Raw genomic sequence first — 24,959 nt, 5'->3', positions numbered from 1 at the left:
CTCGCAGGATCAATGGGCGTGCTCGGCCGAGCCTTTGCCCAGTTCGGACTTGAGGATGAAGCTGCCGACCGTGGCCACCTGCGCCCCGGCATCGAGGCCCTGGCGCACTTCGACGTAGCCGTTTTCGCTCGCACCAAGCTCCAGGTGACGGGTGATGAAGCCCTCCGGGGTACGTACGAATACCGAGGGTTTGTCCTCGACGGTCTGGATCGCGGCCTGCGGGACGGTGACCTTCGCCGGGTAAGAATCCGTCGCCAGTTGCACGCTGACAAACAGCCCAGGGCGCCAGGCGTCATCGGGGTTGGGCACACTGATGCGCACGGTGGCCGTGCGCGTCTGCTCACCGAGCAGGTTGCCGACGTATGCCACAGTGCCCTGCACTTGGGTGCCCATTTCGGTTGAGCTGACGGTGACCGGTTTGCCGACCCGGACCTTGTTCAAGTCCTTGGGAAACACACCGAAGGTCACCCACACCTGGGACAGGTCCGAGAGGGTGAAAGCGTTGCTGGTTTCGCTGACGACTTCACCGACGCCCAGGTGTTTTTCCACCACCACACCGGCGAACGGTGCGCGCAACTCGTAGCGATTGCCACCAACCAGCACAGCGCTGCCGCTTAATGCGGTCATCTTTTGACGAGCGTTGTTCAGGGCAATCTCAGCTTCCTGCAGGGCCTGGCGCGCCAGCAGGTAATCCTGTTCGGCGGAAATCTTGTCCTGCCACAACTGGCGTTCCCGCTGGAAGGTGGTGCGCGCCAATTCAACCCGGCGCTCGCTGGCGGCCAGCTCACTGCGCTGGTCGGAGATCTGCTGGCTGGCAATCACCGCCAACAGCTCACCCTTCTTCACCGATTGGCCGAGGTTGGCCTTGACCGACTCCACCACACCCGCCACACGCGGGATGATGTGGGAGGTGCGGTCTTCGTCGAAACGCACCTCGCCCGGCAATACCAGCATCGTGCTAAGAGTGCGGGGCTCGGCCTGGGCCAATTGAATGCCAGCGGCCTGGATCTGCTGCTCGGTGAGTTCGAGTGTGCCTTCTTCTTCATCGGCCCAGGCAACGCCGGACAGCATCAGGCCCAGGGCAATGGCAAGTGCCACACCGTGTCGGTTGTTCATAAAGGACTCCAAAGACAATCAAAACCGGGCGAGGTCGCCGTAGATCCGTTCGATACGCACCCAGGCGTCAGTGGCCTGGGCGGTGGCGGTGAGGTACTGGGTGCGCGCAGCGATCAGTGTGCGCTGGGCGTCGAGCACGTCGAGGTAGCTGAACTTGCCCATCTCGAAACCACGGGTGGCGCTGTCCACTGCACTTTGCGCGGCGGGCAGGATCTGCTGGTTGAACGCGCGCACTTCGGTATTAGCGGTTTGCCACAGGTCCAGCGCCTGGCGGGTTTCAGTGCGCAGGCGCAGTTCGGTGGCGTTGCGCAGGTCACGGGCCTGGTCGGCGCGGCGGGTGGCGGCGAGCACGTTGCCCTGATTGCGGTTGAACAGCGGGATCGGCATCGACACGCCCACCAGGTTCACGCGCTCGCGCACACTGGCGTCGTACTGGCTACCGATGGACACATCGAGGTCGGGAATGCGTTGGGCTTTTTCCAGGCCGACGCTGGCTTCGTTTTGCAGGATGTTCAGCTCGGCCAGGCGCAGTTCAGTGGTCTGCTCAAGGCGCGTCAACAACTGTGCAAGCGGCGGCAGGGGCGGTGTGGATTGGGACGGTGTAGCGACGGCCTGGAAATCCGCGCCGGCACTGCCGGTGCTGGCGGCCAGGCGGCGATAGGCGTCGGTAAGGCCGACCTGTGCGCGGTTCAATTCCAGGCGCATTTCCGATAGTTGCACCTGCGCACGGGTTGCCTCTACCGGCGACGCTTTGCCCGCCGTGACGCGACCATTGGCAACGCCCAGGCCGCGCTCGGCCACGGCCATGGAACGCTGCGCCAGGTCGAGGCGTTCCTGCGCACGCAGCGCGCCGTAGTAGTTGTCGATGACGTCGGCGCGCAGTGTGTTGCGGCGCTGTTCCAAGGTCAGGGCGGCGGCGTCCTGGGCACGGCTGGCCACGTCAATGCGTGCACCACGCTTGCCGCCCAACTCCAGGGCCTGGCTGAGCTTGATGGAGGTGGTGCGAGAGTTGCGACGGGTGTCTTCGGCGTCCCAGGAGAGCACCGGGTTGGGGATCAACCCGGCCTGCTGGCGGCCGCCCTGGGCGATGTCGATTTCCCATTGTGCAGCCGCCAGGTCAGGGTTATTGGCGAAGGCGGTTTGCAGGGCTGAATCGAGTGTGAGGGTCTGTGCCTGGGCAGCGCCGGCAACCAGCCACAACACACCCGCCCCCATGAGTTTTCTAACGGAAATTGCCATAACGAGAGTTCCACGCCCATGAAGTACAAGCGCAGGCAATGTAGCGGCCGCGACTTATCAGGGCGGTGGAGCAAAGATTACAAATCCGACAGCAATGGCTCTGCGGCGGGCATTTCGACCGCCCGCCGCTGATCGCACCAAAACGGTACATAAGCACTTGGCCAGCGCGGTATCGGGTATGCTTTTCGGACAGGAAACAAAAAGAAACAATTTTCCCAACCTGTTCGATAAGGAGTCCCGCCTTGGAGTTATCGACTGCCGCGTGGATGGTTCACGACACTCGCCTTATGTTTTGTGTACTGCTGGCCATCGCCAGCATCATCGTGCTGATCAGCGCGACCAAGTTGCCGCCATTTCTGTCGATCCTGATCGGCACCTTTATCGCCGGTGTCGGCGCCGGCCTGCCGCCGGAAGAAGTGGCCAAGGCCTTCAGCAAAGGCGCCGGGGCGATCCTCGGTGAAGCCGGGATCATCATTGCGCTGGGCTCGATGCTCGGCGCGTTGATGGCCGAATCCGGCGCGGCCGACCGCATTGCCACCACTCTGCTCGGGCTGGGCAAGGGCAAGTCATTGCCGTGGGTGATGGCGCTGGTGGCGATGGTGATCGGCCTGCCGTTGTTCTTCGAAGTGGGCCTGGTGATGATGGTGCCGATCATCTTTGTGATGGCCAAGCGTTCAAACCAGCCGCTGTTGAAAATCGCCATCCCGGCACTGGCCGGCATGACCACCCTGCACGCTCTGATGCCGCCGCATCCGGGGCCGCTGATTGCGGTAGGCGCCTTGCACGCCGACCTCGGCCTGACCATGTTGCTGGGTTTCTGCCTGGCGGTGCCGGCGGTGATCCTGGCTGGTCCGATCTATGGCAACTGGCTGTCCAAGCGCCTGCAGGTGGATGAACCGGCGGACATCGGCGCACTGTTCAGCGCCCCGCCCAAGGCGCCGCGCCAGCCGAGCTTTACCGTGTCGTTGCTGATCATTCTGTTACCGGTGATCCTGATGCTGGGCAGCACGCTGGCCAAGGTCGCGCTACCGGCCGACAGCAGCGTCGGCCTGACCTTGAAGTTCCTCGGTGAACCGCTGATCGCCCTCGGCCTGGCCGTGATCGCCGCCGTGATCTGCCTGGGCTGGGCCGCAGGCATGCCAAGAGCCGACGTGGGCAACACCCTGCGCAAAGCCCTCGCCCCCATCGCCGTCTTGCTGCTCACCATCGGCGCCGGCGGCGGCCTCAAGCAAACCCTGCTGGATGCCGGTGTGAGCCAGACCATCAGCAAGGTCGCCGAAGGTGCGCACATGCCGTACCTGCTGCTGGCATGGCTGATCGCGGTTGCGTTGCGCCAGGCAACGGGTTCGGCGACAGTCGCCACCACCACGACGGCGGGCATTCTCGCGCCGATGATGGCCGGGCTGGCGGTGACGCAAAGCTCGCTGGTCGCGCTGGCAATCGGTGCCGGCTCGGTGTTCTTCTGCCACGTCAACGACGCCGGGTTCTGGATGGTGCGTGAGTACTTCGGCTTGCAACTGAAGCAAACGATCTGGGTGTGGTCGGTGTTGCAGACGATTGTTTCAGTCGTCGGTCTGGTGGGGACGCTGGTGCTTTGGCACTTCTTGACCTGATCGCACCTCTCCACCACATAGACGAGCACTGCGCTATAGTGCGATGGCGCAGCTCGCACACAACACATGCAGGACAAAGAAAGAAAAACTCATTCCTACGCCTGTCCCGCAGATGAATTACCATCTGAGAGTTAAGGACAACCAAGTGACGCAACGAACATGGCGACTACAGCACCTCCGGTTCATGAATTAGATTTTTTAAAATTTTCAGCCAATCATCTGGAACTGAATCGAAAGCTCACAATATTAGGATGCACGGCCCCGGAACTTGGATTGTATGCACAGCATGTGTGCATCGCGTGGTTTCGACTAGGTGAAGAACATTTGACAGAAGCGAAGCAAATACAAGCTGCTGGTTGCATTCGGGCCGTGTTCTCCCGTGCATACTATGCTGCTTATAATGCATCAAAAGGAATGCGTTATATGACGCAGGGCTTCGTGAGCCTAAAGGGTGACGATCATGGGAAGGCCTCCTCTGAGCTGCCTGGTGATTTCCCGGAGGTTGCTACATGGGCGGGACGCCTATCATTGCTTTATGAACATAGATTACGTGCGGACTATGACAACTGGTCAAGCACGCAAGCAGAGTTCACATTAAAACCAGCTAAAGCCATCCTTGAAGCCGAAGAGTTTATTGCGGCTGCTCGCTCCTACTTAAACTCAAAGTGCAGTATCGGCCTATGAACATCGAAACCGACGAACAAAGAGACATCCACGAAGCAATAATCGCCTTCGAACGAGAGATTGGTGTTACAGGAGTTCCCTCCACAAAAACGCAAGTTGGAAACCAAGAATTCCTTAAATTCTCTGTGGGTCGCGACGCTCCGCTCTACCGGTACGCCCTATATGAAAGTCAGCGAAAATTAGAAAAAGAAAACACTTTCAAAGGAGCTATGGCACTTGCACCTATAAAGCCAAAGAACTTTCCAGCCTCCATCGAAGCTAGCGCCCTTCTTATATTGCTGACTCGATCTACGCGAGAAGTCTCCCAGGGTAGTTCATCGCGCGGATATGCCGTTCCATACGTACCATTCCAAAAACGTGAAGATCACCAACTGGCTCAACCTGCATCTCATATTGTCAGAGGTCGAAGAGGCGTTGGAAAATCAACACTAATAAGACGAGCAACTGAATTATTAGCTGAAACATCGGCAATTGTTACAGTTCTGGACATGCAATCCTACTCCACTCTTACTGGTGACGATCTTATTAGGGAAGTTGCATACGACATGTGCACCTCTCTAGCTAACGCATGCGAGGCCACTAATAGCGACAAGAAAACTCTGGAGGCAACCCAAAGACTTCTTGAAGCCGCCTCAAAAATTTCATCAGGCACAACTTCAATTGATCGTGCTCCGATCACGATAAAAAGAATATTGTCAGACATCACAAAAATTACCAAGAGTAATGCGTTCGTTTTCCTTGATGACTTTCACTTAATAGAACAGAGTTCGCAACCAGAACTACTGCATTCCATCAACGCAGCTCTAAAAGGCGCAAATGGATGGCTGAAGGTCGCAGGCCTTAGTTCTCTTCTTAACATCTACTCACCCAAAACCAGGAAAGGCCTGCAAATCCCCGGGGATGCGCAATATATCTCATTGGACTTAACACTTGAAAACCCTGAAGCGGCAGAGGCACATCTAAGAGCAATTCTCGATAGTTTTTTAAACTCTGTGGGCTACTCTCTCACAGGAGCAGTAATTCCTGAAGCAGCTTTCCGTAGACTGGCTTGGGCAAACGCTGGTGTTCCAAGAGATTTCTTACAGATGTTTGGCCGCTCTCTCGAGCACGCGACACGTACTCGACATACTACTATTACTCTATCTGATGTAAACGTAGCTATAGGAGAATTTGGCCAACAGAAAATGGATGACCTACAACGCGACGCACGCAATGAAGCGGGCATGCTTCATGAAATGCTAAATAAACTAGAAGCGCTTTGCCTAGATGACAATAAGATTAACGCCTTCTTAATCAGAAGTGACGAGTCGCAGGAACGATCCTTGGTGAAAGTACTAAGCGATTTGCGCATGGTCCATCTAATACATCAATCAATTACTCCAAGAAAGGCTGGCGAACGCTTCGAAGCATTCATACTAGATTACTCTTTGTTTACAGGATTTCGCCGTAGACCAAACGTTAAAGAAATGATACCGAAAGAGCTTCAATTCAAAGCGTCTGAGCTCAGAGCCCTACCAAAAGTTTCGGAAGGTTTTCTTGCTCTACCCGCGACAAAAGAAGAAAAATGAAAACTGTGGCAGACACAACCATGTCTGCCATTTTTTAAGATAGCATTACCATAAAATATTCATTCCCTAACAACTCTCTAATGCAAAAAACCAAAACATAAGGCCTATTTTTATGAATCAGAGTGGGACTACTGAGCAACGCCTTCGCCGTACCGAATGACACTACCCACCCCCACCGCCCCCATCACCACGCAATACCCCACGCAAACCCACGGGCTGGTCGGCATCAACGCAATCAGCAGTAGCGGCGTGGTACTCGCCCACAGCGCGTAGGCAATGTTGTAGGTAAAGGAAATCCCCGACACCCGCACCTGCGCCGGAAACAGGCCGACCATCACCGACGGCACCGCGCCGACCACGCCGCAACTGAGGCCCGCCACGGCATATGCCGCGCCCAGCCAGATCCCGCCGTTGATCAGGCTGGCGTACAGCACCGCAATCCCCACCGGCAGCATCAGGCTGTAGACCAGCACCGCGCGCCAGGCGCCGATGCGGTCCACCAACAGGCCGGCCAGGACGCAGCCGATGTTCAGGAACACAATGCCCAACGCGCTCAGGGCGAAGGTGTGGCTGGGGCTCATGCCGAAGGTTTTCTGCATCATGGTCGGGGTGATCACTACCAGTACGACCACGGCGGAGGTGAGTACGCAGGTGAGGATCATCGCGGGCAGCAACACCGCGCGATGGTCACGCAGCACGGTACGCAGCGGGAGTTCGGCGGCGGCCTGGCGGCGGGCCTGCATTTCGAGGAACACCGGGGTTTCGCTGAGCCAGCGGCGCAGCCACACGCCGATCACGCCGAACACACCGCCGAGCAGGAATGGGAAGCGCCAGGCGTAGTCGAGGATTTCTGCGGGGGTGAAGACCTGCGCCAGCAGCGTGGCGGTGAGGGCGCCGAGCAGGTAGCCGAAGGTCAGGCCGGCTTGCAGGAAGCCCAGGGCATAGCCGCGATGGTGGGGCGGCGCGTGTTCGGCGACGAAGGTCCAGGCGCTGGGCACTTCACCGCCGACCGCCGCACCTTGCAGCACGCGCAGCACCAGCAGGATCAGCGGGGCGAAGTAACCGATTTGCGCGTAGGTCGGCATGATCCCGATCAGCAGGCAGGGCAAGGCCATCATCAGGATGCTCAGGCTGAACACGCGCTTGCGTCCCAGGTGATCGGCGAAGTGCGCCATCAGGATGCCGCCCAGCGGGCGCGCCAGGTAGCCGGTGACAAAGATGCCGAAGCTTTGCAGCAGGCGCAGCCACTCAGGCATTTCCGGCGGGAAGAACAGCTGGCTCAAGGTCAGCGCGAAAAACACGAAGATGATGAAATCGTAGATTTCCAGGGCACCGCCGAGGGCGGCCAGGCCCAGGGTTTTGTAGTCGGAGCGGGAAAAACGCTGCGCCTGCGTAGGAAAGGTGGCAGTCATGTGGAGGCTCGGCAGACAAACGAAATGGCGTGCAGGTTATGAGCTGAGCCCAATGATGGCAATCGCGGCAGATATATTTGTTTTCCTCATGGATCGATGAAGATAACTGCATTCCCATATCAATGGCCGTAGCGGAACATGCCGGAAAAATCGCCTGCACCCTAATAACTATAAGAGGAAAGACTCATGGCCGATGCTATCGAAGAAAGCCGCTATGCCCGATTTGCCCTGCGTTGTTCCAATTTCGCCGAGCGCTGGTTTCCTGACTCCTGGGTATTCGCCGCCCTTGCGGTGATCATCGTTGCCGTGGCGACCCTGGGTATGGGCGCCGCACCGACCGAGGCCGCCAAGGCCTTTGGTGATGGGTTCTGGAGCCTGATCCCGTTCACCATGCAGATGGCCTTCGTGGTGATCGGCGGTTATGTCGTCGCCAGCTCGCCGCCCGCCGTGAAACTGATCGACCGCCTGGCGCGTATCCCAAAGAATGGCCGCTCGGCCGTGGCCTGGGTGGCGCTTATCTCGATGGTCGCCTCGTTGCTGAACTGGGGCTTGTCCCTGGTGTTTGGCGGTTTGCTGGTGCGGGCGCTGGCGCGTCGCACGGATCTGCGCATGGATTACCGTGCTGCCGGTGCAGCGGCGTATCTGGGGCTCGGCGCCGTGTGGGCGTTGGGGTTGTCGTCATCGGCGGCACAGTTGCAGGCCAACCCGGCCAGCCTGCCGCCGTCGATTCTGTCGATCACGGGAGTGATCCCGTTCACCGACACCATCTTCCTGTGGCAATCCGGCGTGCTGTTGTTGGCATTGATCGTGGTGTCGCTGATCATCGCCTACGCCACCGCACCCGGCCCGAACAGCGCCCGCGATGCCAAGGCCTGTGGGGTCGACCCGGCGTTCAACCTGCCCAAACTGCAAGCCCCCGCCCGCCCGGGTGAGTGGCTCGAGCACAGCCCCTTGCTGACCATTCTGCTGGCATTGCTGGCGGCCGGCTGGCTGTTCCATGAGTTCTCGACCAAACCGGCGATCAGTGCCATTTCAGGGCTGAACACCTATAACTTCCTGTTCATCATGACCGGCGCCCTGCTGCACTGGCGCCCGCGCAGCTTCCTCGATGCGGTGGCGCGTGCGGTGCCGACCACCACCGGCGTGCTGATCCAGTTTCCGCTGTACGGCTCGATCGCCGCGCTGATGACCGTGGTCAAGGGTGGCGACGGCCAGACCCTGGCGCACCATATCTCCACCTTCTTCACCTCCATCGCCTCCCATGACACCTACGCGCTGCTGATGGGCGTGTATTCGGCGGTGCTGGGCTTCTTTATCCCGTCGGGCGGCGGCAAGTGGATCATCGAAGCGCCATACGTGATGCAAGTGGCCAATGACCTGCAATACCACCTGGGTTGGGCGGTGCAGATCTACAACGCCGCCGAGGCGCTGCCGAACCTGATCAACCCGTTCTATATGCTGCCGCTGCTGGGGGTGCTGGGGCTCAAAGCGCGGGACCTGATTGGCTTTTCGTTCGTGCAGTTGCTGGTGCACACGCCGCTGGTCTTGTTCCTGCTGTGGGCGCTGGGGACAACGTTGAAGTATTTGCCGCCGGTAATGCCCTGACCAATCGATGAAGCATCTGTTGCTGCAACAGGTGCTTCATTCAGGCGCAACAGGAAAACATTCCAATAGATCAGGCAGGGCGCTCTGGATCGTGTCCCAAACCACATCAAGGTTGATATCGAAATAACCGTGGGCGATTCGGTTGCGCATTCCGCGCATGCTACGCCATGGGATTTGCGGGTGACTTCACGCAAAATCCGGATACTGGTCCATGATTTTCGTCGAAGCTTCACCAATGATGATCAGGCTCATGATCACCGCTTGCTGAGTACACTTGTCTTCCAGAAAACCCTCTTTACCCAAGCCATCAACAAAGGTGATCGCATCAGTGGCAGCTCAGCGGATGTGACTCATGTCTGATCGAGCGCGTGGGCTTATCTCACGCGGATGAATGGCAATCTCTGGCTTCACCCACCAATACCTTTGATTAACCTGACTCGGACTCCTACTCACCTAGCAACAAGGAACTCCGATGACGCCCCTATCCAAATCACTGGAAGAGTTGATCACTGATATCTACCAGTACGGCAACGTTTCAGTCACTGAATACAGGACCTTGCGCGACGACGCAGATCGCCGCATGGACGCGGTGATCAAGGAGTTCGGCCTGCACAACAACGTGACCGCCTTCCAGAAATCGATCGACGTGGCCATGCAGTTGTTGCAGACCACTGTTGTCGATGCAAAGAAGGCCAGGCTGACCGACACGGGCGAGGCCATCGTCAAGGACGCGGTGTCGGCGCAGGTGGAGTACTTGCGCGCCGGCAGCGAGTTGGCGCTGCGCCTGCTGTGATCCGCTGATTCAAATCACTGTCTTCGTTCCGTCACATTGCATTGCTACCGTCCTGCGAAATATCTTGCAACACCTCGCCAAGGACTCCCCGCAATGAGCGACGAGCACGAAGACCGCCCTTCCCCCGATTCCGCAGCCCAACCGCCAGTCGACACCAGCCGTCGTCGTTTCCTGGGGGGCGCGGCGGTGCTGGGGGTTGGCGCAACCTTGAGTGCCTGCGGCAATACCAGCGAAGCACCGGGTAAACCGGTGGCGCGGCCGCTGACGCCGCAAGAGTTGGACAAGGCCTTGCGTGAGCAGGTGAAAACCGTGGTGGTGATCTACGCCGAAAACCGCAGTTTCAACAACTTGTTTGCGGACTTCCCGGGTGTTGAGAAACCGCTGTCGGCGCTATCCGCCGCCGACACGCAGCAGCGTGACCGCGATGGCAGCCTGCTGACGACCCTGCCTCCAACCTGGGGTGGTGTGCTGCAAGTCGGCCCGCAAACGGTGGACGGGGTGACCTACCCCAGCGAAGTGCAATTCCAGGAGAACCTGCCCAACGCGCCCTTCGCCCTCAAGGGCCCGAACGCCGAAGACCTGCCGCTGAGCCTGGTCACCCGTGACCTGTGGCACGTGTTCTACCAGAACCAGATGCAGATCAACGGCGGCAAGAACGACAACTTCGTCGCCTGGGCCGACTCCGGCGGCCTGGTGATGGGCCATTACGCCCAGAGCCGTTATTCCCTGCGCCTGTGGGACGTGGCCAAGGAGTTTGTGCTCTGCGACAACTTCTTCCAGGGGGCGTTTGGTGGTTCGTTCCTCAACCATCAATACCTGATCAGCGCCACCGCGCCGTTTTACCCGAATGCCGCGCAATCGGTGGCCAAGGCGCAGATCGCCACGCTGCAAAGCGATGACCCCACCGACCCGCGCCTCAAGCCCCTGGACAAGTCCCCCGCCAGCGCGATGACCGGCCCGCCGCAGTTCGGCCCCAGCGCGCTGACCCCGGATGGCTACGGCGTGAACACTCTGGCTCCACCGTACTGGCCGACCTGGATCCGTGACCCGGAAAACCCGGACTATTCCAAGCCTGACCTGCCCAACGTGCTGGTGCCGCAAACCCACGAACACATCGGCGACAAGCTGTCGAAGAAGAACGTCGACTGGGCGTGGTACGCCGGCGCCTGGCAAGCGACGCTGGACCAGTTCAAGGATTCGGGCGGCATTCCAAAAATCCCGAACTTCCAGTATCACCACCAGCCGTTCAACTACTTCAAGCAGCAGGGCCCCGAGAACCGCGTCGAGCGCGACAAACGCCTGCGCGATGCTGGTTTGGGGGACGAGTCGAGCACCAACAAGTTCTTCGCCGACGCCCAGGCCGGCCAGCTGCCCGCCGTGACCTTCTACAAACCCCAGGGCAACCTGAACATGCACGCGGGCTATGCCGACGTGGCGTCTGGCGACCGCCATATCGCCCGTGCCTTGAAGGTGCTGCAAGAGAGTCCGCAGTGGAAAAACATGGTGGTGGTGGTGACCGTCGACGAAAACGGCGGCTGGTGGGACCACGTGGCACCGCCAAAGGGCGACCGCTGGGGGCCTGGCACGCGGATTCCGGCGCTGGTGGTATCGCCGTTCGCCCGCAAAGGCACGGTGGACCATACGGTATACGACACCGGGTCGATCCTGCGCTTGATCACCCGGGTGTTCCAGCTCGAGACTCTGGACGGCCTCAAGCAACGCGATGACGCGATGATCGCCCGCGGTCAGAAACCCATGGGCGACTTGAGCAACGCTTTGCAGTTCAGCGTGTAGGTTTTCTTATCCAATAGCGACATGCCCGCTGAATTAGCACGCGGTTTTCCTGGTCAGCCGCTACTGTGTGGAGGTGGGCTTTCACCCCGCGCAGACGGGCTTTCGCTGACAAGGAAATAACAATGTTCAAACCAACCAGGCTGTCCTTCACCCTGGCCGCACTGATGGCGAGTGCGGTCGTACAGGCCGATGTCGATGTACCGCTGGGGAGCACCCAGCGTGTGACCAAGCTGTTCGCTTTCCCCAACAACTGCAACGTAATCTGCTTCCGGCCCTGGACGCTGGAACAGACTGCCGAGCATTACCTGAACCAGAGCCTGCAACGGGATGGGTACACCCGGGCGAAAGTCAGCGTCAAGACCCATGACGGGCAGGTTTCGGCGACCTTCAGCGGTGTGCCGGACAATTATGGCCAACCGCTGACCTCCTTGCTCAATACCGCCGACCTGGCCTATCAAGGCGCGAGCAAGCTCAACAGCGATGGCAAGTGGGCCTACAACTGGTACCTGTTCCTGCCGCTGGGCATGGCCCTGGACAATCGAAAGAGCATCGAGCTGCTGCACTTCCCGCCGGACTACTCGCTGACCCAGGCCCAGGACTACCTTGAATCGGCCACCACCGACCGCTGGGCCACCTTGCTCACGGAGAATGGCATCCCGGCCACCGAAACGCCGGCCTACCAGACCATCATCGATATCGCCCCCATCGCCGCGCCCTCCAATGCGGGCAAGGACCTGGAAACCGTCTACAGCTATTTCACCGATTACCAGACGCGCATGGTCCGGGAGTTGAGCCTGTCCACCAAAGGGGCATTGCCCATGGTGGCGTTCGGCGCACCGGTGCGCAGCTGGATCAAGCAACAATACGGGCAGACCGTGGCAGTACTGGGCCTGGCGCAGATCAGCCCCGCCGCTGGCAAAACTGTTTCGGTGTTGGGTGCCAACCACCCCAGTTACATCTGGTATGCGGCAAGCCCCGACACCTACGACGGCAACGAGCAGAAAGCCGACGAAGCCGGTTTGAAGGTGATGGGCCAGGATCTCAGCGCCGCCTGCTGGCAGGCCGGGATGGGCCAAAAACCCGCGAGCGATCCGAACGTACTACTCAAGGCGTGCATGACTACCTGGCAAGTCACCCGCAAGGAGCAGACGTGCGAACTGTTCTACACCTCGGTGCGCAATCTATCCCCGGAAGATGCGAATGCAAAATGCGCCACGCCAACCATCAAGACCCAATTGAAACAGCTGCGCAATGCAGCACCACTCCCGACGATCAGCGCGCCGGTGCTGTAAATTGCACAAAAAACAGCCGATTTCTACTGTCAACATTGACAGTAGAAATCAGGTCCATGTTCGGCGAGTCTTGAGCCGCGCCCATCCGCTGCAAGACTGGTAGTCAGCCACCACCCGCAGGTCGATGCAGCCTAAACCAGGAGAGTTATGAAAACTCAGGCCATGGATAAGGCTAAAACCGCTGTGGGTGACAGCCTTTACCCTTTCAAGTCCACGCTCGGACAAGGCTACCCAACGGACAGGCAATTTGAGGTGGTGCACAACATTCAAGGGGTGGGCGTGGGAGTCAAGGCGCGCGTGGCCTTTGACAGCCGTGTGTGCATCGCCAAGATCTCAGGCTACGCCCTGAGCGAAAGACGCCTGCACACGTTGCAGTTATCGTCGCGTATCCACCTCTACGACTGCTGGTTCAGTGGCCTGCTGTCGCATTCGTGCAAACCGAACGTGTTTCTCGACTTGCACTACCTGGAGGTCTGGACGTTGCACGAAATCCAGGCCGACACCCTGCTGACCGTGGATTACGCCATGACCGAAGACGTGCTGTTCCGGCAGTTCGCCTGCCAATGCGGCGAATTGAACTGCCGGGGCTGGATTACCGGTCGCGATGAACCATTGAACGCCGAGGGGCAGGCGTTCATGGCCCAGTGGCGCGACCGTAAACGCTCTTAGGCTTCGCCCAGCGGACGCAGGCGGTATTGCGGTGGCAACTGCTCGAAACCACTGATGGTGGTGTTCAAGCTCTTCCAGCGACCGTCCTTGATGCCGTAGATGCAGCCATGGATCGACAGGCTCTGCCCACGGTGCCAGGCGTTTTGCACAATGCTGGTGTGCCCGACATTGGCCACTTGCTGGATCACGTTCAACTCGCAGAGACGGTCGACGCGTTCTTCCTCGGTGGGCAATTGGGCCAGCAGGTCGCGGTTCTCGTAGTAGAGGTCGCGAATGGTGCGCAGCCAGCCGTCGATCAGGCCGAACTGACGGTCCTGCATCGAGGCGCGCACGCCGCCACAGCCATAGTGGCCGGTGACCAGGATGTGTTTGACCTTGAGCACGTCCACCGCGTACTGGATCACCGACAGGCAATTGAGGTCGGTGTGCAGCACCACATTGGCCACGTTACGGTGCACGAACAGATCACCCGGCAGCATGCCGACGATCTCGTTGGCCGGTACGCGGGCATCGGAACAGCCGATCCACAGGTATTCCGGGGTTTGCTGGCGGGCGAGCTTGGCGAAGAATTCGGGATCTTCCTGTTTGATCGCGTCCGCCCAGCGTTCATTGTTATCAAGCAGGTCTTGTAGTTCGTTCATCAGGGAAAGCCTCAGGAATGATGCGCAGTTTTGTGACTGACAACCCCACGTCCAGGTCACGCCCTGCCGGCGAATAACAAGCGTGAATTAGCTTGAATCTTTAGGCCGCGCAGCCTGTCCACACACTATAAGCCCCACAGTATGAGGATTGGCCATGACTGAATCACGACGCCCCTACGGCGCTACACAGCCCGAACCGATTGATGACAATGAAGATCGCATGGGCTCGATGCGCGAGCTGGATTTTGACGAAGACGCGCCCACCACGCATATCGGCGACGAACGGGTGCGGGAGGCCGGGCTGACTGGGGCTTCGACCGAAGACCATGAAGCGACGAACGATGACATGAGCCCTGAAACGCTGATCCATGAAGATGGAGCAAGGGATGCTCAGGAAGCGGGCGAAGGCGAACCGGCGGACTGGGACCTGAGTATCGTCGATGAGGATGAGATCGGTGGGGGCAATGGCCTGGATGAGGCCGAATTGGCAGATATTGATCCAGTAGACGGTAACCGCTGACAGAACGTGTCCTACAGGTGGGAGGGGGCTGCCCACGATAGCGGCATGTCAGACTGATGAGGTGCCTGGTACACCGCCATCGGGGGCAAGCCCCCTCCCACAATGGGCTATGTATTTAGTCGACCAGGGTGCAGGCCATGACGACCGCATCTTCGCGGCCACCGACAGCCGGGTAATAGTCCCGGCGACGGCCGATCTCGTTGAAACCATAGCGCTCATACAGGCGAAACGCGCCGGTATTGCTGTCGCGCACCTCCAGGAAGCACTCCCGCGCATTGGCCGCGTAGGCACGTGACATCAAGTGCTCCAGCAGCGCCAGTCCCAGGCCGCGCCCCTGGTTTTCCGGTTTGACGGTAATGTTCAGCAGATGCGCCTCATCGAGGATGATCTGCACCACGCCGTGCCCCACCTGCTGCTCACCTTCGAACATCAGCCAGATCTGGTACTTGCCCAGCCCATCGAGAAAGATCCCACGGGTCCAGGGATGGCTGAACGCCGCGTATTCGATTTTCAGCACGGCGTCGAGGTCGGCCTCGGTCATCGGGCGGAAGGATAAAGCCTCACTCATCGGTTGTTTTCCAGCGCGCCATCAGCCGGCGCATGGCTTGCCAGACATCAGCCTTACGCTGTGGCTCTTCCATTAATAATTCCAGGCCCGGCAGGACCCACACCAAGCCCAGGCTTTCGACCTGCAGCTCGCGGTACCAGGCTTCGGCATTGGCCTCGCCGGCAAAACGCACAGCGGGCAAGCCGATCAGCCACAGGCACGCGCAGGGTTCGTCTTCCAGGCGCGCCGACACAAAACCTTGCACGAAATCCCGTGCGGCCTCGGGGCCTTGATCCATGTTGCCACGCACCAGCAGCGGCCAGCGCACCGGGTCGCCGACGATTTGCGGGCTGTCGGGCAGGCCGGCGGCGCGCAGCATGTCCTTGAGCAGCATGTAGGCGGGGTCGCGGGTCTGGAAACGTTCGCCGGTGGGCAACTCGACGAGCAGCAGGCAGCGCCCGGCGCGCAGCAATTGCAGGGCAAAGCGCGGTGGCGGCACCACCGGGGCCTTGACCACCGGGGCCGCCTCTTCGACCACCTTGGCGGCCTTGGTCACCGGCACGGGGCGCGGCACTTCGATCTTGGCGCGCTCGACCACCGGTCGCGTCTCCGGCGTGGGCTTGACCACCGCCACCGGCGCAGCCGCTTCCTCGCCCGAAGACTCGAACGCCTCATAGGGCTCAAGCGCCTGCAACAGCTCGGGCCGCGACGGCGCGGCAAACGGCAGTTCGGTGCGGGGCAGCCAGTTGACCACCTGCATGGCGGTCAAGTAAGCGCGACGTCGGGACTCGATAAGCACAGCTCGGCCACTTGTGGATAACTAAAGAGCGGGGATTCTACCGCTGTTCGGCAACAATCGCCCACTGCGTACTGACCGGCTGTGGATAAATCCCGCGTCCGATGCAGTACAATCGCGACTTTTAATCGCCAACCAGCCGGCCATTCCAATGATCGAACCCAAGCGCGTCTTGCGCGCCCTCGCCGAACACTGGGCCCTGCTTGAGCCACTGTGCGAACACTTCGACCAAGGCACCCTGAGCCTGGGCGAACTGCGCGCACAACTGGCCGCCCAACAACTGGACAGCACGCCACAGGACATCACCAGCCTGCTGGACGTGTGGATTCGCCTGGATATCCTGGTGCCTGTTGCCAAGAGCCCGAACCGTTTCGAGCTCAATGCGCAGATCCACGACTTCCTGGCCTATCTTCGCAAGGAGCACCGGCTTGGCCTGTGCCTGGAAATCGAAGCCTACCTGCGCCACCTCGAGCGCCTGGCCGGTTATATCCAGGACGCCTTCGATATCCGTGATGGCCACGACCTGGCCCGTCAGTTACGCCTGCTCGACATGCGCGTGCGCGACGTGCTGAAAAAACTCGCCAACGACGAACAGGCCCTCGCCGCAGTGGCCGATCGCGCCAAGACCAGCGACCGCCAGATTCCGTTGCGCCAGCGTTATGCCGAGGTCCTCGCGACCTGGGACGAATACGTCGAACCGATGATCCAACTGGTGAACGCCGACGGCGCCTTCGAGCAAGGCGTGCGCAAGGTGGAAAATGTGCTGTTGCGCATGCTCACCGAGCAGCAGCGTCTCGGCCATCTGGTGGACGACGACATGCTGCTGCGCACCCACGCGCGCATCCTGGAGATGCAGACCAGCGCCCAGCTGACTCTGCGCCACGCCCGCGAGCTGCTGCTACCGCTGCGCGAAGAAGCGCGTCGGCACAACGCCGTGACCCGTGGCGCGGCGCTGGCGTTGTCGGCCATTCGCCGTAAAGGCCTGGACGCAGTCCCGCAGGCGGCGATGCCGATGTTCACCCGGCCGCAGAGCACCTTCCTCGGCAGTGCCAGCCAGGTGGAAGCCTACGTGTATGCCCTGGCGAATTTCGAGCCGAAACCGGCGCGCTTTCCCAAGGCGCACAAGTCCCACAAGGGCGACGCCCAGCGCGCACCGCGCACGGTCAAGGAAATGCTCGAGCGCTGCGAAGACGCGCTGCCGATGCCGGACCTGATGACCTGGCTGCTGGAGCAGGAACCCGACGGCGCCACCGACGAATTGCTGTACTGGTTCTCGCGCCTCTCGCGGGAAAAACGCTTCAAGCGCGAACGCCTGGAACGCCGCGACTACCACACACACGAGCACCAGGTCAGCCTGCGCTCCTTCGCCCTGCTCCCGGCCAGCCCTGATGCAGCCGAGAATTCTGCGAGCACACCTTATGCATCTTGATCTATCCGAACTGTCCCAGCTGGCGCCGATCTTTCGCGAGCTGTTCAAGGGTTACCACGTCAGCCGCCGCGACCCGGAGCTGTACGCACAACTGTCGAACTTCCAGGACCAGTACCGCACGCTGTTCAAGGCCCTGGGCTTTGAGCTGGTATGCGACACGCGGGGCTTCTACTACTTCGTGCCGGACACCGCCGTGGCGGCCGCGCAGGTCAACAAGACCGCCCAGCGCCTGGCGTTGTTCACCTTCATCATCGTCGAGCACCTGGCCGACCAGGGCCGCGACCCGATTGCCGTGCTCGACGGTGGCAGCCTGGGCCGTGATGAGTTGCCGTCGTTGCTGGAGAAGTACCGCGACCTGTTTATCCAGGCCGAAGTGCAGACCCAGGAAGAACTCGAAGAAAAAATCATGCGCCGTATGACCCAGCTGGGTTTTGCCAGCGAAGACAACGGCATCTATCGCTTCCTGCCGCCGATGCACCGCTTCCTCGATGTGTGCCTGTCGGTGCAGCAAGACCGCGACCTGGCAGCCAGCGTGCACAGCGTGTTGCCGCTGCCGGCACCGGTGATCATCGACGAAGACAGCGATGAGAAATTGCTGAAAACCGATGACCCACTCGACTTGAGCGACTTCGCCGATGAGAGCGATGAAGACGCCCTGGCCCGCGCCATTGCCGAAGAACAGGAGACCGATGCATGAGTAAGGAACGCTACGGCATCCGCCGCTTCGCCCTATTGAACACCGCCGGTTACAGCCTGGGTCTGTTCCCGCTGGAAGAGCCGCTGTCGGTATATGGCGCAAACAACCTGGGTAAATCCGCGTCGATCAACGCCTTGCAGTTCCCGATCCTGGCGCGCATGTCGGACATGAGTTTCGGCAAGTACACCCTGGAACAATCGCGGCGCTTCTACTTTGCCACCGACACCAGCTACATCCTCGTGGAAGTCTCACTGCCCCACGGCCCACACGTGATCGGCGTGGTCGGGCGCGGCCCGGGCGGTGGTTTCGGTCACCAGTTCTTTGCCTATGCCGGCAAGCTGGACCTGGCGCACTACCAGAAGAACGACACCTGCCTGCGTCAGAAGGAGCTGTTCACCAACCTTGAGCGCGAAGGCCTGAAAGCCTACGAACTCAAGCCGGATGAGCTGCGTCGCTTGCTGGTGGGTGGGCATACGTCAATCCCGCTGGACCTGACGTTGATTCCGCTGCGCTCCACCAGCGAGCAGAGCCTGAAGACCTTCCGCGCGCTGTTTATCAACCTGCTGCACATGCGTGAAATCACTGCGGCCAAGCTCAAGCAATTGTTTCTCGATGCCTTCGAACACAGCTTGCGTTCCGGCAGTGTCGATTACATCGCCGCGTGCGAAGAAGCCTTCCGCGATGTAAGGCGCATGGAGCAGGACTACAACTCCCTGGTCGCCGCCGGCCCGCTGGTAGAAGCGCTGTCCAATGGTGTTCGCCAGCGCGACGTGCTGCGTGGCAAATTGCATCGCCTGTCGCCGCTGCTGGATTCGCTGCTGGGCACCTGGTCGGACTACGCCAGTGCACGCAAGGAAGAACTGACGATCCAGGCCGAGCACTACCGCAACGAGCAGGACGCGCTGCAGAACGACCAGCGTGGCGGCACCCAGGAGCTGATGCGCCTGGAGCGGGAAATCAGTGGTATCCAGCGTTGGTTGGGCGAGTTGTCGGTGCTCAAGCATCGATTTGCCCTGGTGGATGACGTCAAGATGCTGGAACAGCAACTGCTGGCGGCCAAGGATGCCCACGATGAGTTGGCCGGCGCCCTGGCGCAGTCGCGGCAGTTCAGCGCCGAGGATCTGGACGAGCGTTTGCGCGACCTTGAAAAGCGCTTGAAGTCGGTCAAGCAACAGCTCGACCATGCGGACAACAACAGCTACGCCAAACTGCGGGAAGAATTCTCACAGCAAGACGTCGAGCGTCTGATGCGCCTGTTCAACAGTTCGCTGTTCAGCCTGCCGTTGGGCGAGCACGGCATCACGCTTGACGAAGACGGCCAGTGGGTCAAATCCCTGGAGCAGATCCTCGACGGCTTCAAGGGCGAGCGCTTTGAAGTGCCGGGGCTGTCCATCGACATCTCACATATCGAACCGCCGGCTTTGCAGGCCCTGGCAGATCGCGCGGCGTTGCGTGACCAGAAGGAACGCCTGGAAAAAGAACTCAAGCAGTTGAAAACCCAGCAGGCTGTAGCCTCCGACCGTGCCGCGAGCAAGACGCAGACCGAAGCGCTGTACCAGCAGGTGCTCGATGCGCAAAAGGCCCTTGAAGACTTCCGCCGTGCACAAACCCTGAGCGCCGAAGAAGGCGAGAAGCTGGAAAACCTGGCGCAGATGGAAGCGGCGCAGGATGAGTTGAAGCGCTCCAGCGATGCGTTCACCGAGCGCGTCCAGCAGCTGTCGGCCAAGCTGCAATTGGTGGGCCGCCAGATCGGCGATATGGAAGCCAAGCAACGTACGCTGGACGACGCGTTGCGTCGCCGTCAGTTGTTGCCGGCGGATTTGCCGTTCGGCACGCCGTTCATGGACCCGATCGACGATTCCATGGACAACCTGTTGCCGCTGCTCAATGACTATCAGGACAGTTGGCAAGGTTTGCTGCGCGCCGATGGCCAGATCGAAGCGCTGTACGCCCAGGTTCGCCTCAAGGGCGTGGCCAAGTTCGACAGCGAGGATGATGTTGAGCGTCGCCTGCAATTGCTGATCAACGCTTATGCGCACCGCACGGATGAAGCGTTGACACTCGGCAAGGCCCGCCGTGCGGCGGTCACCGATATCGCACGGACCCTGCGCAACATCCGCAGCGACTACGACAGCCTTGAGCATCAACTGGCGTTGTTCAACCGTGAGATCAACAAGCGCCAGGTCTCCAACCTGCAAAGCTTCCGCATCGTACTGGCGCCGAACAAGGAAGCGCTCAAGCATATCGACCAGATCATCCACAGTGCCGGTCAATATGAAGAAGGCGAAACCCTCTCGGTATTCGACCTGAGCCAGAGCGCCGAGCAGGACAACAAGAACGAAGAAGCCAAGGAGTACCTGGCGCGGCTGGTGGCGGCCAACCACAACCAGCTGGGCCTGAAGGATTTGTTCGAACTGGCGTTCGAGATTACCAAGGTGCATGGCCAGCCGGTGATTCATACTGACATCGATGGCGCCGCGTCCAACGGCACCACCATGACCATCAAGGCGCTGACCAACATGTACCTGTTGCTGCACTTGATGGACCGCGACCAGGCCGGGCGTGTACGTTTGCCGTATTACCTTGACGAGGCAGCGGATATCGACGAGAAGAACCAGGCCGCATTGCTGGAGACCAGCTTGCAGTTGGGCTTTGTGCCAATCCTGGCCAGTGTGAAGCCGCAGGTGTCCGCCCAGGTGGCGATCGACCTGGAAGGCGGCAGCGGGCCGAATGGGATCTACATTGATGAGGCGGACTGGAAGTACATCCGCCGTCATGATGTGGTGAAGGCAACGGTTAATGTACAGGCGGATGAGCCGGAGTTGGATGAAGTCTGACGTGCTGCGCTGAAATGCAAAAAGGCCGCGATCTTATGGATCGCGGCCTTTTTTGTGGCGCTTATTTGCCGAGCGGGATTTTAGGTGCCCAAGTCAGCCACTCATCTTCGAACTTGTCGAACAGCGGGAAGGTTTGCTGTGGCCGGGCGGCATTGCCCATGCGCTCGCCATCGGGTGTGGCGAAGGCGATACCGCCGGCGACCAGCGTCTCCAGGGACTCCGTGCGTACGGTGGCGCCTTTGAACAGGCCGAAGTCGAGGCCAAAGCCACTGGTGTTCCAGAACCGGCTCCCGCCACGGACCAGCGGGGCATATTTGGGCTCGATCAGAATGTGGATCAATACACGGTCGGCAGTTTGCCCCAGCTCGTAGCCGGTGACTTTGCCCACAGTGACTTCGCGGTAGGTGACCGGCACGCCCTCCTTCAGCGAACCACGACGGGCAGCGCTGAGGGTCAGGCTCAGGCCGGCTTCCTGATGGGCGGCTTCAGGGGGCTGGGCGAGCGCGACAAAACTCTTTTGCGGACCGGCGTTTTTCGCAGCCGGTTGCACTTCGATGTATTGACCGGTGACCAGGGTTTCCAGGTTGGCGGTTTTCATCAGGCCCAGCTCAGGCTTGACCACCCAGAACTGGCTGCCGGCGCGGGCGATGCGGTCAGCCACTTGGGTGATACGCGCACTGAGCAGTACCGATTGCATGTCGGCACTGAGGTTGACACTTTCAATCTTGCCCACGTCCAGGCCTTTGAAACGCACAGGAGTGCCGGGACGCATGCCATCGGCGCGGTCGACCTTGATGGTCACCAGGGTACCGTGCTGGTTGGCAGCATCGCGGTCGGCAAACAGGCGGAAACGCGGGATGCGTTTTTTCAGCGGAACGTTCTGCTCGGGTGTTTCGAAGGCGATGCCACCCGCCATCAGGCTGGCCAGGGATTCACTCTTCACCTGGATTCCGCCAGTGAGACCACCGGTCAGGGTGACGCCACTGGCGTTCCAGAAGCGCGTCGAGCCATTGACCAGGTTTTCGTATTCCTTCTCGATGTGGACGCCGATCACCAACTGCTTGTTCTTGCGCGAGAACTGGTAGCTCTGCACCGAGCCCACCTTGACCTGCTTGTAGAGGATCGGACTGCCGACATCCAGAGAACCGAGGTTGTCGGTGAACAGCACCATGTGCAGGCCAGGGGAACGCAGGTCCAACGGTGGCGCCTTGGCCCGTGCGACGTACTCACGCTGTGGAGGCGTCCCTTTGTCCCCCGGGCGAATGGCGATGTAGTTCCCTTTGACCAAGGCTTCGAGCCCTGTGATACCCGCCAGGGAAATAGACGGTTTGACCACCCAGAACTGAGTGTCCTGTACCAGGTAATCTTCAGCCAGGGGATCGAGGGTCAGTTCGGCGTTAGCACTGGAAAGGTCCGGATTGATCTTCAGCGTTTTCAAGCTACCGACCTGGATACCTTTGTACATCACCGGAGTGCGGCCAGCCTGCAGGCCTTCGAAGTCGGAGAGTGTGACCTTGACCTTGATTCCGGCCGCAGCGGCGTCGAAATCTTCGTACAGGCGGAATGGCAGACTTGGGTCCGTAGGCGGACTGTCCTTGCGGTTCTCCGGCGTGGCGAAGGCGATACCGCCGGCAACGATGCTTGAGAGGGATTCGCTGCGCACTTTCACGCCGGAGAGGTTCGCATCGATGCTGATGCCGCTGGCGTTCCAGAAACGTGTGTGTTTACGCACAAGGCTGGCGTAGGTCGGTTCGATATAGACCTTGATCTCGACGGTACTCTGGTCTTCGGAGAGCAGGTAGCTTTTGACCTGGCCCACCTGGATCTGCTTGTAGAACACCGGGCTGCCACGGTTCAGCGAACCCAGACGGTCAGCCTTGATGGTCAGGTGCAAGCCGGGCTTGGCGTCGGACAAGGGCGGCTCTTCGGAGAGCGCCTTGAACTTGCGAGTGGGCTCACCGTCACCAGGGCTGGCGGCGATGTAGTTGCCCGACACCAGGGTTTCCAGGCCAGTGATGCCGGCCAGGCTGACACTCGGTTTGACCAGCCAGAAACGGGTGTTGGTCTTCAGGTATTGTTCGACATCCTTGTTCATCTCGATGGTAGCAATCACCCCGCGATTGTTACCCTCGTCATCCAGGGCCAGGGCCTTGACCTTGCCCACCGGCATGCCTTTGTAGACCACTTCCGTTTTGTTGATCTGGATACCTTCGCCACTCTCAAAGCGCACCTGAATATCGATGCCCTGTTGAGAATAGGCACGCCACCCCAGCCAGCCACCGATGATCAGGGCAATCAGAGGTAACACCCAAATGGCCGACCAATTGGAGGCGGGGCGGGTTTTAGCTTTTGGCAAATCACTCATGGTCGTCGTCCGACTCCGTGTTATCCCAAATCAGTCGGGGATCAAAAGTTACTGCGGCAAGCATCGTCAAGATCACCACACTGGCGAACGCCGCAGCGCCTAGATTGGCCTCGACACTGGCAAGTCGCCCAAAATTTACAACCGCCACCAGGATGGCGATCACGAAGATATCCAGCATGGACCAGCGGCCAATGAATTCGATAAAGCGGTACATCACAATGCGTTGTTGCGCGGACAACGGTTGGTGACGCTGCACCGAGAACAGTAGCAGACCTATGCCGACCAGCTTGAACGTCGGCACCAGGATGCTGGCGATGAACACCACGGCAGCGATGGGGTACATACCATGCTGCACCAGCTGGATCACGCCCGCCATGATGGTGCTGGGATCACCCTGACCAAGGCTATTGATGGTCATGATGGGCAACACGTTGGCTGGAATATACAAGATGGCCGCCGTGATCAGCAGTGCCCAGGTGCGGGTGAGGCTGTTGGGGCGGCGGGCATGGACCAGCGCACCACAACGCGTGCACAGTTGCTCATCGCTATCAGTGTCCTGTTTGTTCAATTCGTGACATTCGGTACAAATCAGAATGCCTGCATCAATCGCCCGCATGATCATCCTCTCCTGACAACGCTTGCCAGATCTGGTGGGGCGACATCACCACCTCAAGCAGTACTTGAACCATCAGCAGGCTGATAAAACAGACCAAGCCCAGGCCAATGGTGATGGACGCCATATCGGCGAGTTTTACGATCGCCACCAGCACCCCCATCAAGTAGACCTCCAACATCCCCCAATCCTTCAGGTGGTGGTAGATGCGGTACAACAGCAGTCCATAACTGCGGCCGATATTCCAGCGGATGCTGAGCAGTACTGCCAACTGGCAAATCAGCTTGAGCAATGGGATGCCCATGCTGCACAGGAACACAACGGCGGCGACGCCTTGCATGCCGGTATCGAACAGACCGACAACGCCGCTCCACACGGTATCCTCGGAGGACTGCCCAAGTAGATTGAGCTGCATGATGGGTAGAAAGTTCGCGGGTATATACAGCAACAGTGCAGCCAGCACCAAGGCGAGACTTCGCTCAACGACATTGTGGCGGTGAGCGTAAAGCTCGTAACCGCAACGCGGGCATTGGGCTTTTTCGCCGAGGGAGAGCACCGGTTTGCGCATCAGCAAGTCGCACTCATGGCATGCCACCAGGTCGTCCAGTGGTAAATCCGATAGCTCTAGGGCATCAGCCGGATCAGGCATAGATAGGGCTCTGGCTCTAAAAATGGTTAGGTGCCTATTCTAGTGCTCTGGTTCAGAAATAACTGTGCAAATTTGTCGGG

The 24,959-nt window shown here is 59.7% G+C and carries 21 protein-coding genes and 1 pseudogene; 12 read left to right on the top strand and 10 right to left on the bottom strand.

Going from position 1 to position 24,959, the window contains the following annotated elements; translation table 11 throughout:
• Positions 1-9: 9 nt before the first annotated feature.
• Both LUU92_RS03660 and LUU92_RS03655 read right to left on the bottom strand, forming a co-directional pair.
• Positions 10-1,116, bottom strand: coding sequence for an efflux RND transporter periplasmic adaptor subunit (locus LUU92_RS03660; RefSeq protein ID WP_222540927.1), 1,107 nt, complete (start codon positions 1,114-1,116; stop codon positions 10-12).
• An 18-nt stretch (positions 1,117-1,134) separates the two neighbouring features.
• Positions 1,135-2,355, bottom strand: a complete 1,221-nt coding sequence (locus LUU92_RS03655) for a TolC family protein (RefSeq protein ID WP_222540926.1) — start codon at positions 2,353-2,355, stop codon at positions 1,135-1,137.
• A gap of 242 nt (positions 2,356-2,597) precedes the next feature.
• On the opposite strand from LUU92_RS03655, the gene LUU92_RS03650 reads away from it, so the two are divergent.
• From LUU92_RS03650 to LUU92_RS03640, 3 genes are all read left to right on the top strand, one after another.
• The gene (locus LUU92_RS03650) at positions 2,598-3,968 is read left to right on the top strand and encodes a GntT/GntP/DsdX family permease (protein WP_102591649.1); all 1,371 of its coding nucleotides are present in this window, start codon (positions 2,598-2,600) and stop codon (positions 3,966-3,968) included.
• 159 nt (positions 3,969-4,127) lie between these two features.
• Entirely contained in the window at positions 4,128-4,652 is a 525-nt protein-coding gene (locus LUU92_RS03645) for a HEPN domain-containing protein (protein WP_257103175.1), read from the top strand.
• Positions 4,649-6,220, top strand: coding sequence for an ATP-binding protein (locus tag LUU92_RS03640; RefSeq protein WP_257103174.1), 1,572 nt, complete (start codon positions 4,649-4,651; stop codon positions 6,218-6,220). The genes LUU92_RS03645 and LUU92_RS03640 overlap by 4 nt, the downstream gene beginning before the upstream one ends.
• Positions 6,221-6,348: 128 nt before the next feature.
• On the opposite strand, the gene LUU92_RS03635 is transcribed toward LUU92_RS03640, so the two are convergent.
• Positions 6,349-7,632, bottom strand: coding sequence for an MFS transporter (locus LUU92_RS03635; RefSeq protein ID WP_257103173.1), 1,284 nt, complete (start codon positions 7,630-7,632; stop codon positions 6,349-6,351).
• Between the two features lie 186 nt (positions 7,633-7,818).
• On the opposite strand from LUU92_RS03635, the gene LUU92_RS03630 reads away from it, so the two are divergent.
• Positions 7,819-9,237: a short-chain fatty acid transporter gene (locus tag LUU92_RS03630; RefSeq protein WP_092240514.1), complete on the top strand. Its 1,419-nt coding sequence runs from the start codon at positions 7,819-7,821 to the stop codon at positions 9,235-9,237.
• Positions 9,238-9,273: 36 nt separating this feature from the next.
• Here LUU92_RS03630 and LUU92_RS03625 read toward each other — a convergent pair.
• Positions 9,274-9,558: pseudogene (locus LUU92_RS03625) on the bottom strand (HepT-like ribonuclease domain-containing protein).
• Positions 9,559-9,709: 151 nt separating this feature from the next.
• Here LUU92_RS03625 and LUU92_RS03620 point away from each other — a divergent pair.
• From LUU92_RS03620 to LUU92_RS03605, 4 genes are all read left to right on the top strand, one after another.
• Positions 9,710-10,030, top strand: coding sequence for a hypothetical protein (locus LUU92_RS03620; RefSeq protein ID WP_257103172.1), 321 nt, complete (start codon positions 9,710-9,712; stop codon positions 10,028-10,030).
• 93 nt (positions 10,031-10,123) lie between these two features.
• Positions 10,124-11,824 carry an acid phosphatase gene (locus tag LUU92_RS03615; RefSeq protein ID WP_071490988.1) on the top strand — a complete coding sequence of 567 codons (1,701 nt, stop codon included), beginning with the start codon at positions 10,124-10,126 and terminating at the stop codon, positions 11,822-11,824.
• Positions 11,825-11,946: 122 nt separating this feature from the next.
• Positions 11,947-13,116 (top strand): hypothetical protein, encoded by a 1,170-nt coding sequence (locus LUU92_RS03610; RefSeq protein WP_257103171.1) that lies wholly within the window; start codon positions 11,947-11,949, stop codon positions 13,114-13,116.
• 147 nt (positions 13,117-13,263) lie between these two features.
• A complete protein-coding gene (locus LUU92_RS03605; protein ID WP_257103170.1) occupies positions 13,264-13,785 on the top strand; it encodes an SET domain-containing protein in 522 nt (173 codons plus the stop codon).
• Here LUU92_RS03605 and can read toward each other — a convergent pair.
• Positions 13,782-14,426, bottom strand: a complete 645-nt coding sequence (gene can, locus LUU92_RS03600; protein WP_010213394.1) for a carbonate dehydratase — start codon at positions 14,424-14,426, stop codon at positions 13,782-13,784. The two genes, LUU92_RS03605 and can, sit on opposite strands and share 4 nt — an antisense overlap.
• Positions 14,427-14,580: 154 nt before the next feature.
• Here can and LUU92_RS03595 point away from each other — a divergent pair, with 154 nt between their 5' ends.
• Positions 14,581-14,946, top strand: a complete 366-nt coding sequence (locus LUU92_RS03595; protein ID WP_071490985.1) for a serine kinase/phosphatase — start codon at positions 14,581-14,583, stop codon at positions 14,944-14,946.
• 115 nt (positions 14,947-15,061) lie between these two features.
• Here the strand turns inward: LUU92_RS03595 and rimI are convergent, their stop codons facing one another.
• Together rimI and LUU92_RS03585 are read right to left on the bottom strand one after the other, a co-directional pair.
• Positions 15,062-15,514 carry a ribosomal protein S18-alanine N-acetyltransferase gene (rimI, locus tag LUU92_RS03590; protein ID WP_003188286.1) on the bottom strand — a complete coding sequence of 151 codons (453 nt, stop codon included), beginning with the start codon at positions 15,512-15,514 and terminating at the stop codon, positions 15,062-15,064.
• Positions 15,507-16,253, bottom strand: coding sequence for an energy transducer TonB (locus tag LUU92_RS03585; RefSeq protein WP_071490984.1), 747 nt, complete (start codon positions 16,251-16,253; stop codon positions 15,507-15,509). Before LUU92_RS03585 ends, rimI begins: the two co-directional genes overlap by 8 nt.
• A gap of 187 nt (positions 16,254-16,440) precedes the next feature.
• Here LUU92_RS03585 and mksB point away from each other — a divergent pair, with 187 nt between their 5' ends.
• From mksB to mksF, 3 genes are read left to right on the top strand one after another with little or no spacing between them, the layout of a single operon-like run.
• Complete coding sequence (gene mksB / locus LUU92_RS03580) at positions 16,441-17,718, top strand: Mks condensin complex protein MksB (RefSeq protein WP_071490983.1); 1,278 nt, start codon at positions 16,441-16,443, stop codon at positions 17,716-17,718.
• Positions 17,708-18,415, top strand: coding sequence for an Mks condensin complex protein MksE (gene mksE / locus LUU92_RS03575; RefSeq protein ID WP_071490982.1), 708 nt, complete (start codon positions 17,708-17,710; stop codon positions 18,413-18,415). The genes mksB and mksE overlap by 11 nt, the downstream gene beginning before the upstream one ends.
• Positions 18,412-21,252, top strand: coding sequence for an Mks condensin complex protein MksF (gene mksF / locus LUU92_RS03570; protein WP_222540922.1), 2,841 nt, complete (start codon positions 18,412-18,414; stop codon positions 21,250-21,252). The genes mksE and mksF overlap by 4 nt, the downstream gene beginning before the upstream one ends.
• Before the next feature lie 61 nt (positions 21,253-21,313).
• Here mksF and LUU92_RS03565 read toward each other — a convergent pair whose 3' ends face one another.
• Genes LUU92_RS03565 through LUU92_RS03555 form a run of 3 tightly spaced genes read right to left on the bottom strand, consistent with a single transcriptional unit; the run spans position 21,314 to position 24,879 of the window.
• Positions 21,314-23,617, bottom strand: coding sequence for a PqiB family protein (locus tag LUU92_RS03565; RefSeq protein WP_071490980.1), 2,304 nt, complete (start codon positions 23,615-23,617; stop codon positions 21,314-21,316).
• Entirely contained in the window at positions 23,610-24,233 is a 624-nt protein-coding gene (locus tag LUU92_RS03560) for a paraquat-inducible protein A (protein WP_071490979.1), read from the bottom strand. The genes LUU92_RS03565 and LUU92_RS03560 overlap by 8 nt, the downstream gene beginning before the upstream one ends.
• The gene (locus LUU92_RS03555) at positions 24,220-24,879 is read right to left on the bottom strand and encodes a paraquat-inducible protein A (protein ID WP_071490978.1); all 660 of its coding nucleotides are present in this window, start codon (positions 24,877-24,879) and stop codon (positions 24,220-24,222) included. Before LUU92_RS03555 ends, LUU92_RS03560 begins: the two co-directional genes overlap by 14 nt.
• Positions 24,880-24,959 lie beyond the last annotated feature (80 nt).

Source organism: Pseudomonas extremorientalis (assembly GCF_024584605.1).
GTDB classification, from domain to species: Bacteria; Pseudomonadota; Gammaproteobacteria; order Pseudomonadales; family Pseudomonadaceae; genus Aquipseudomonas; species Aquipseudomonas extremorientalis.
This window is presented reverse-complemented; position numbering and strand designations above follow the sequence as displayed.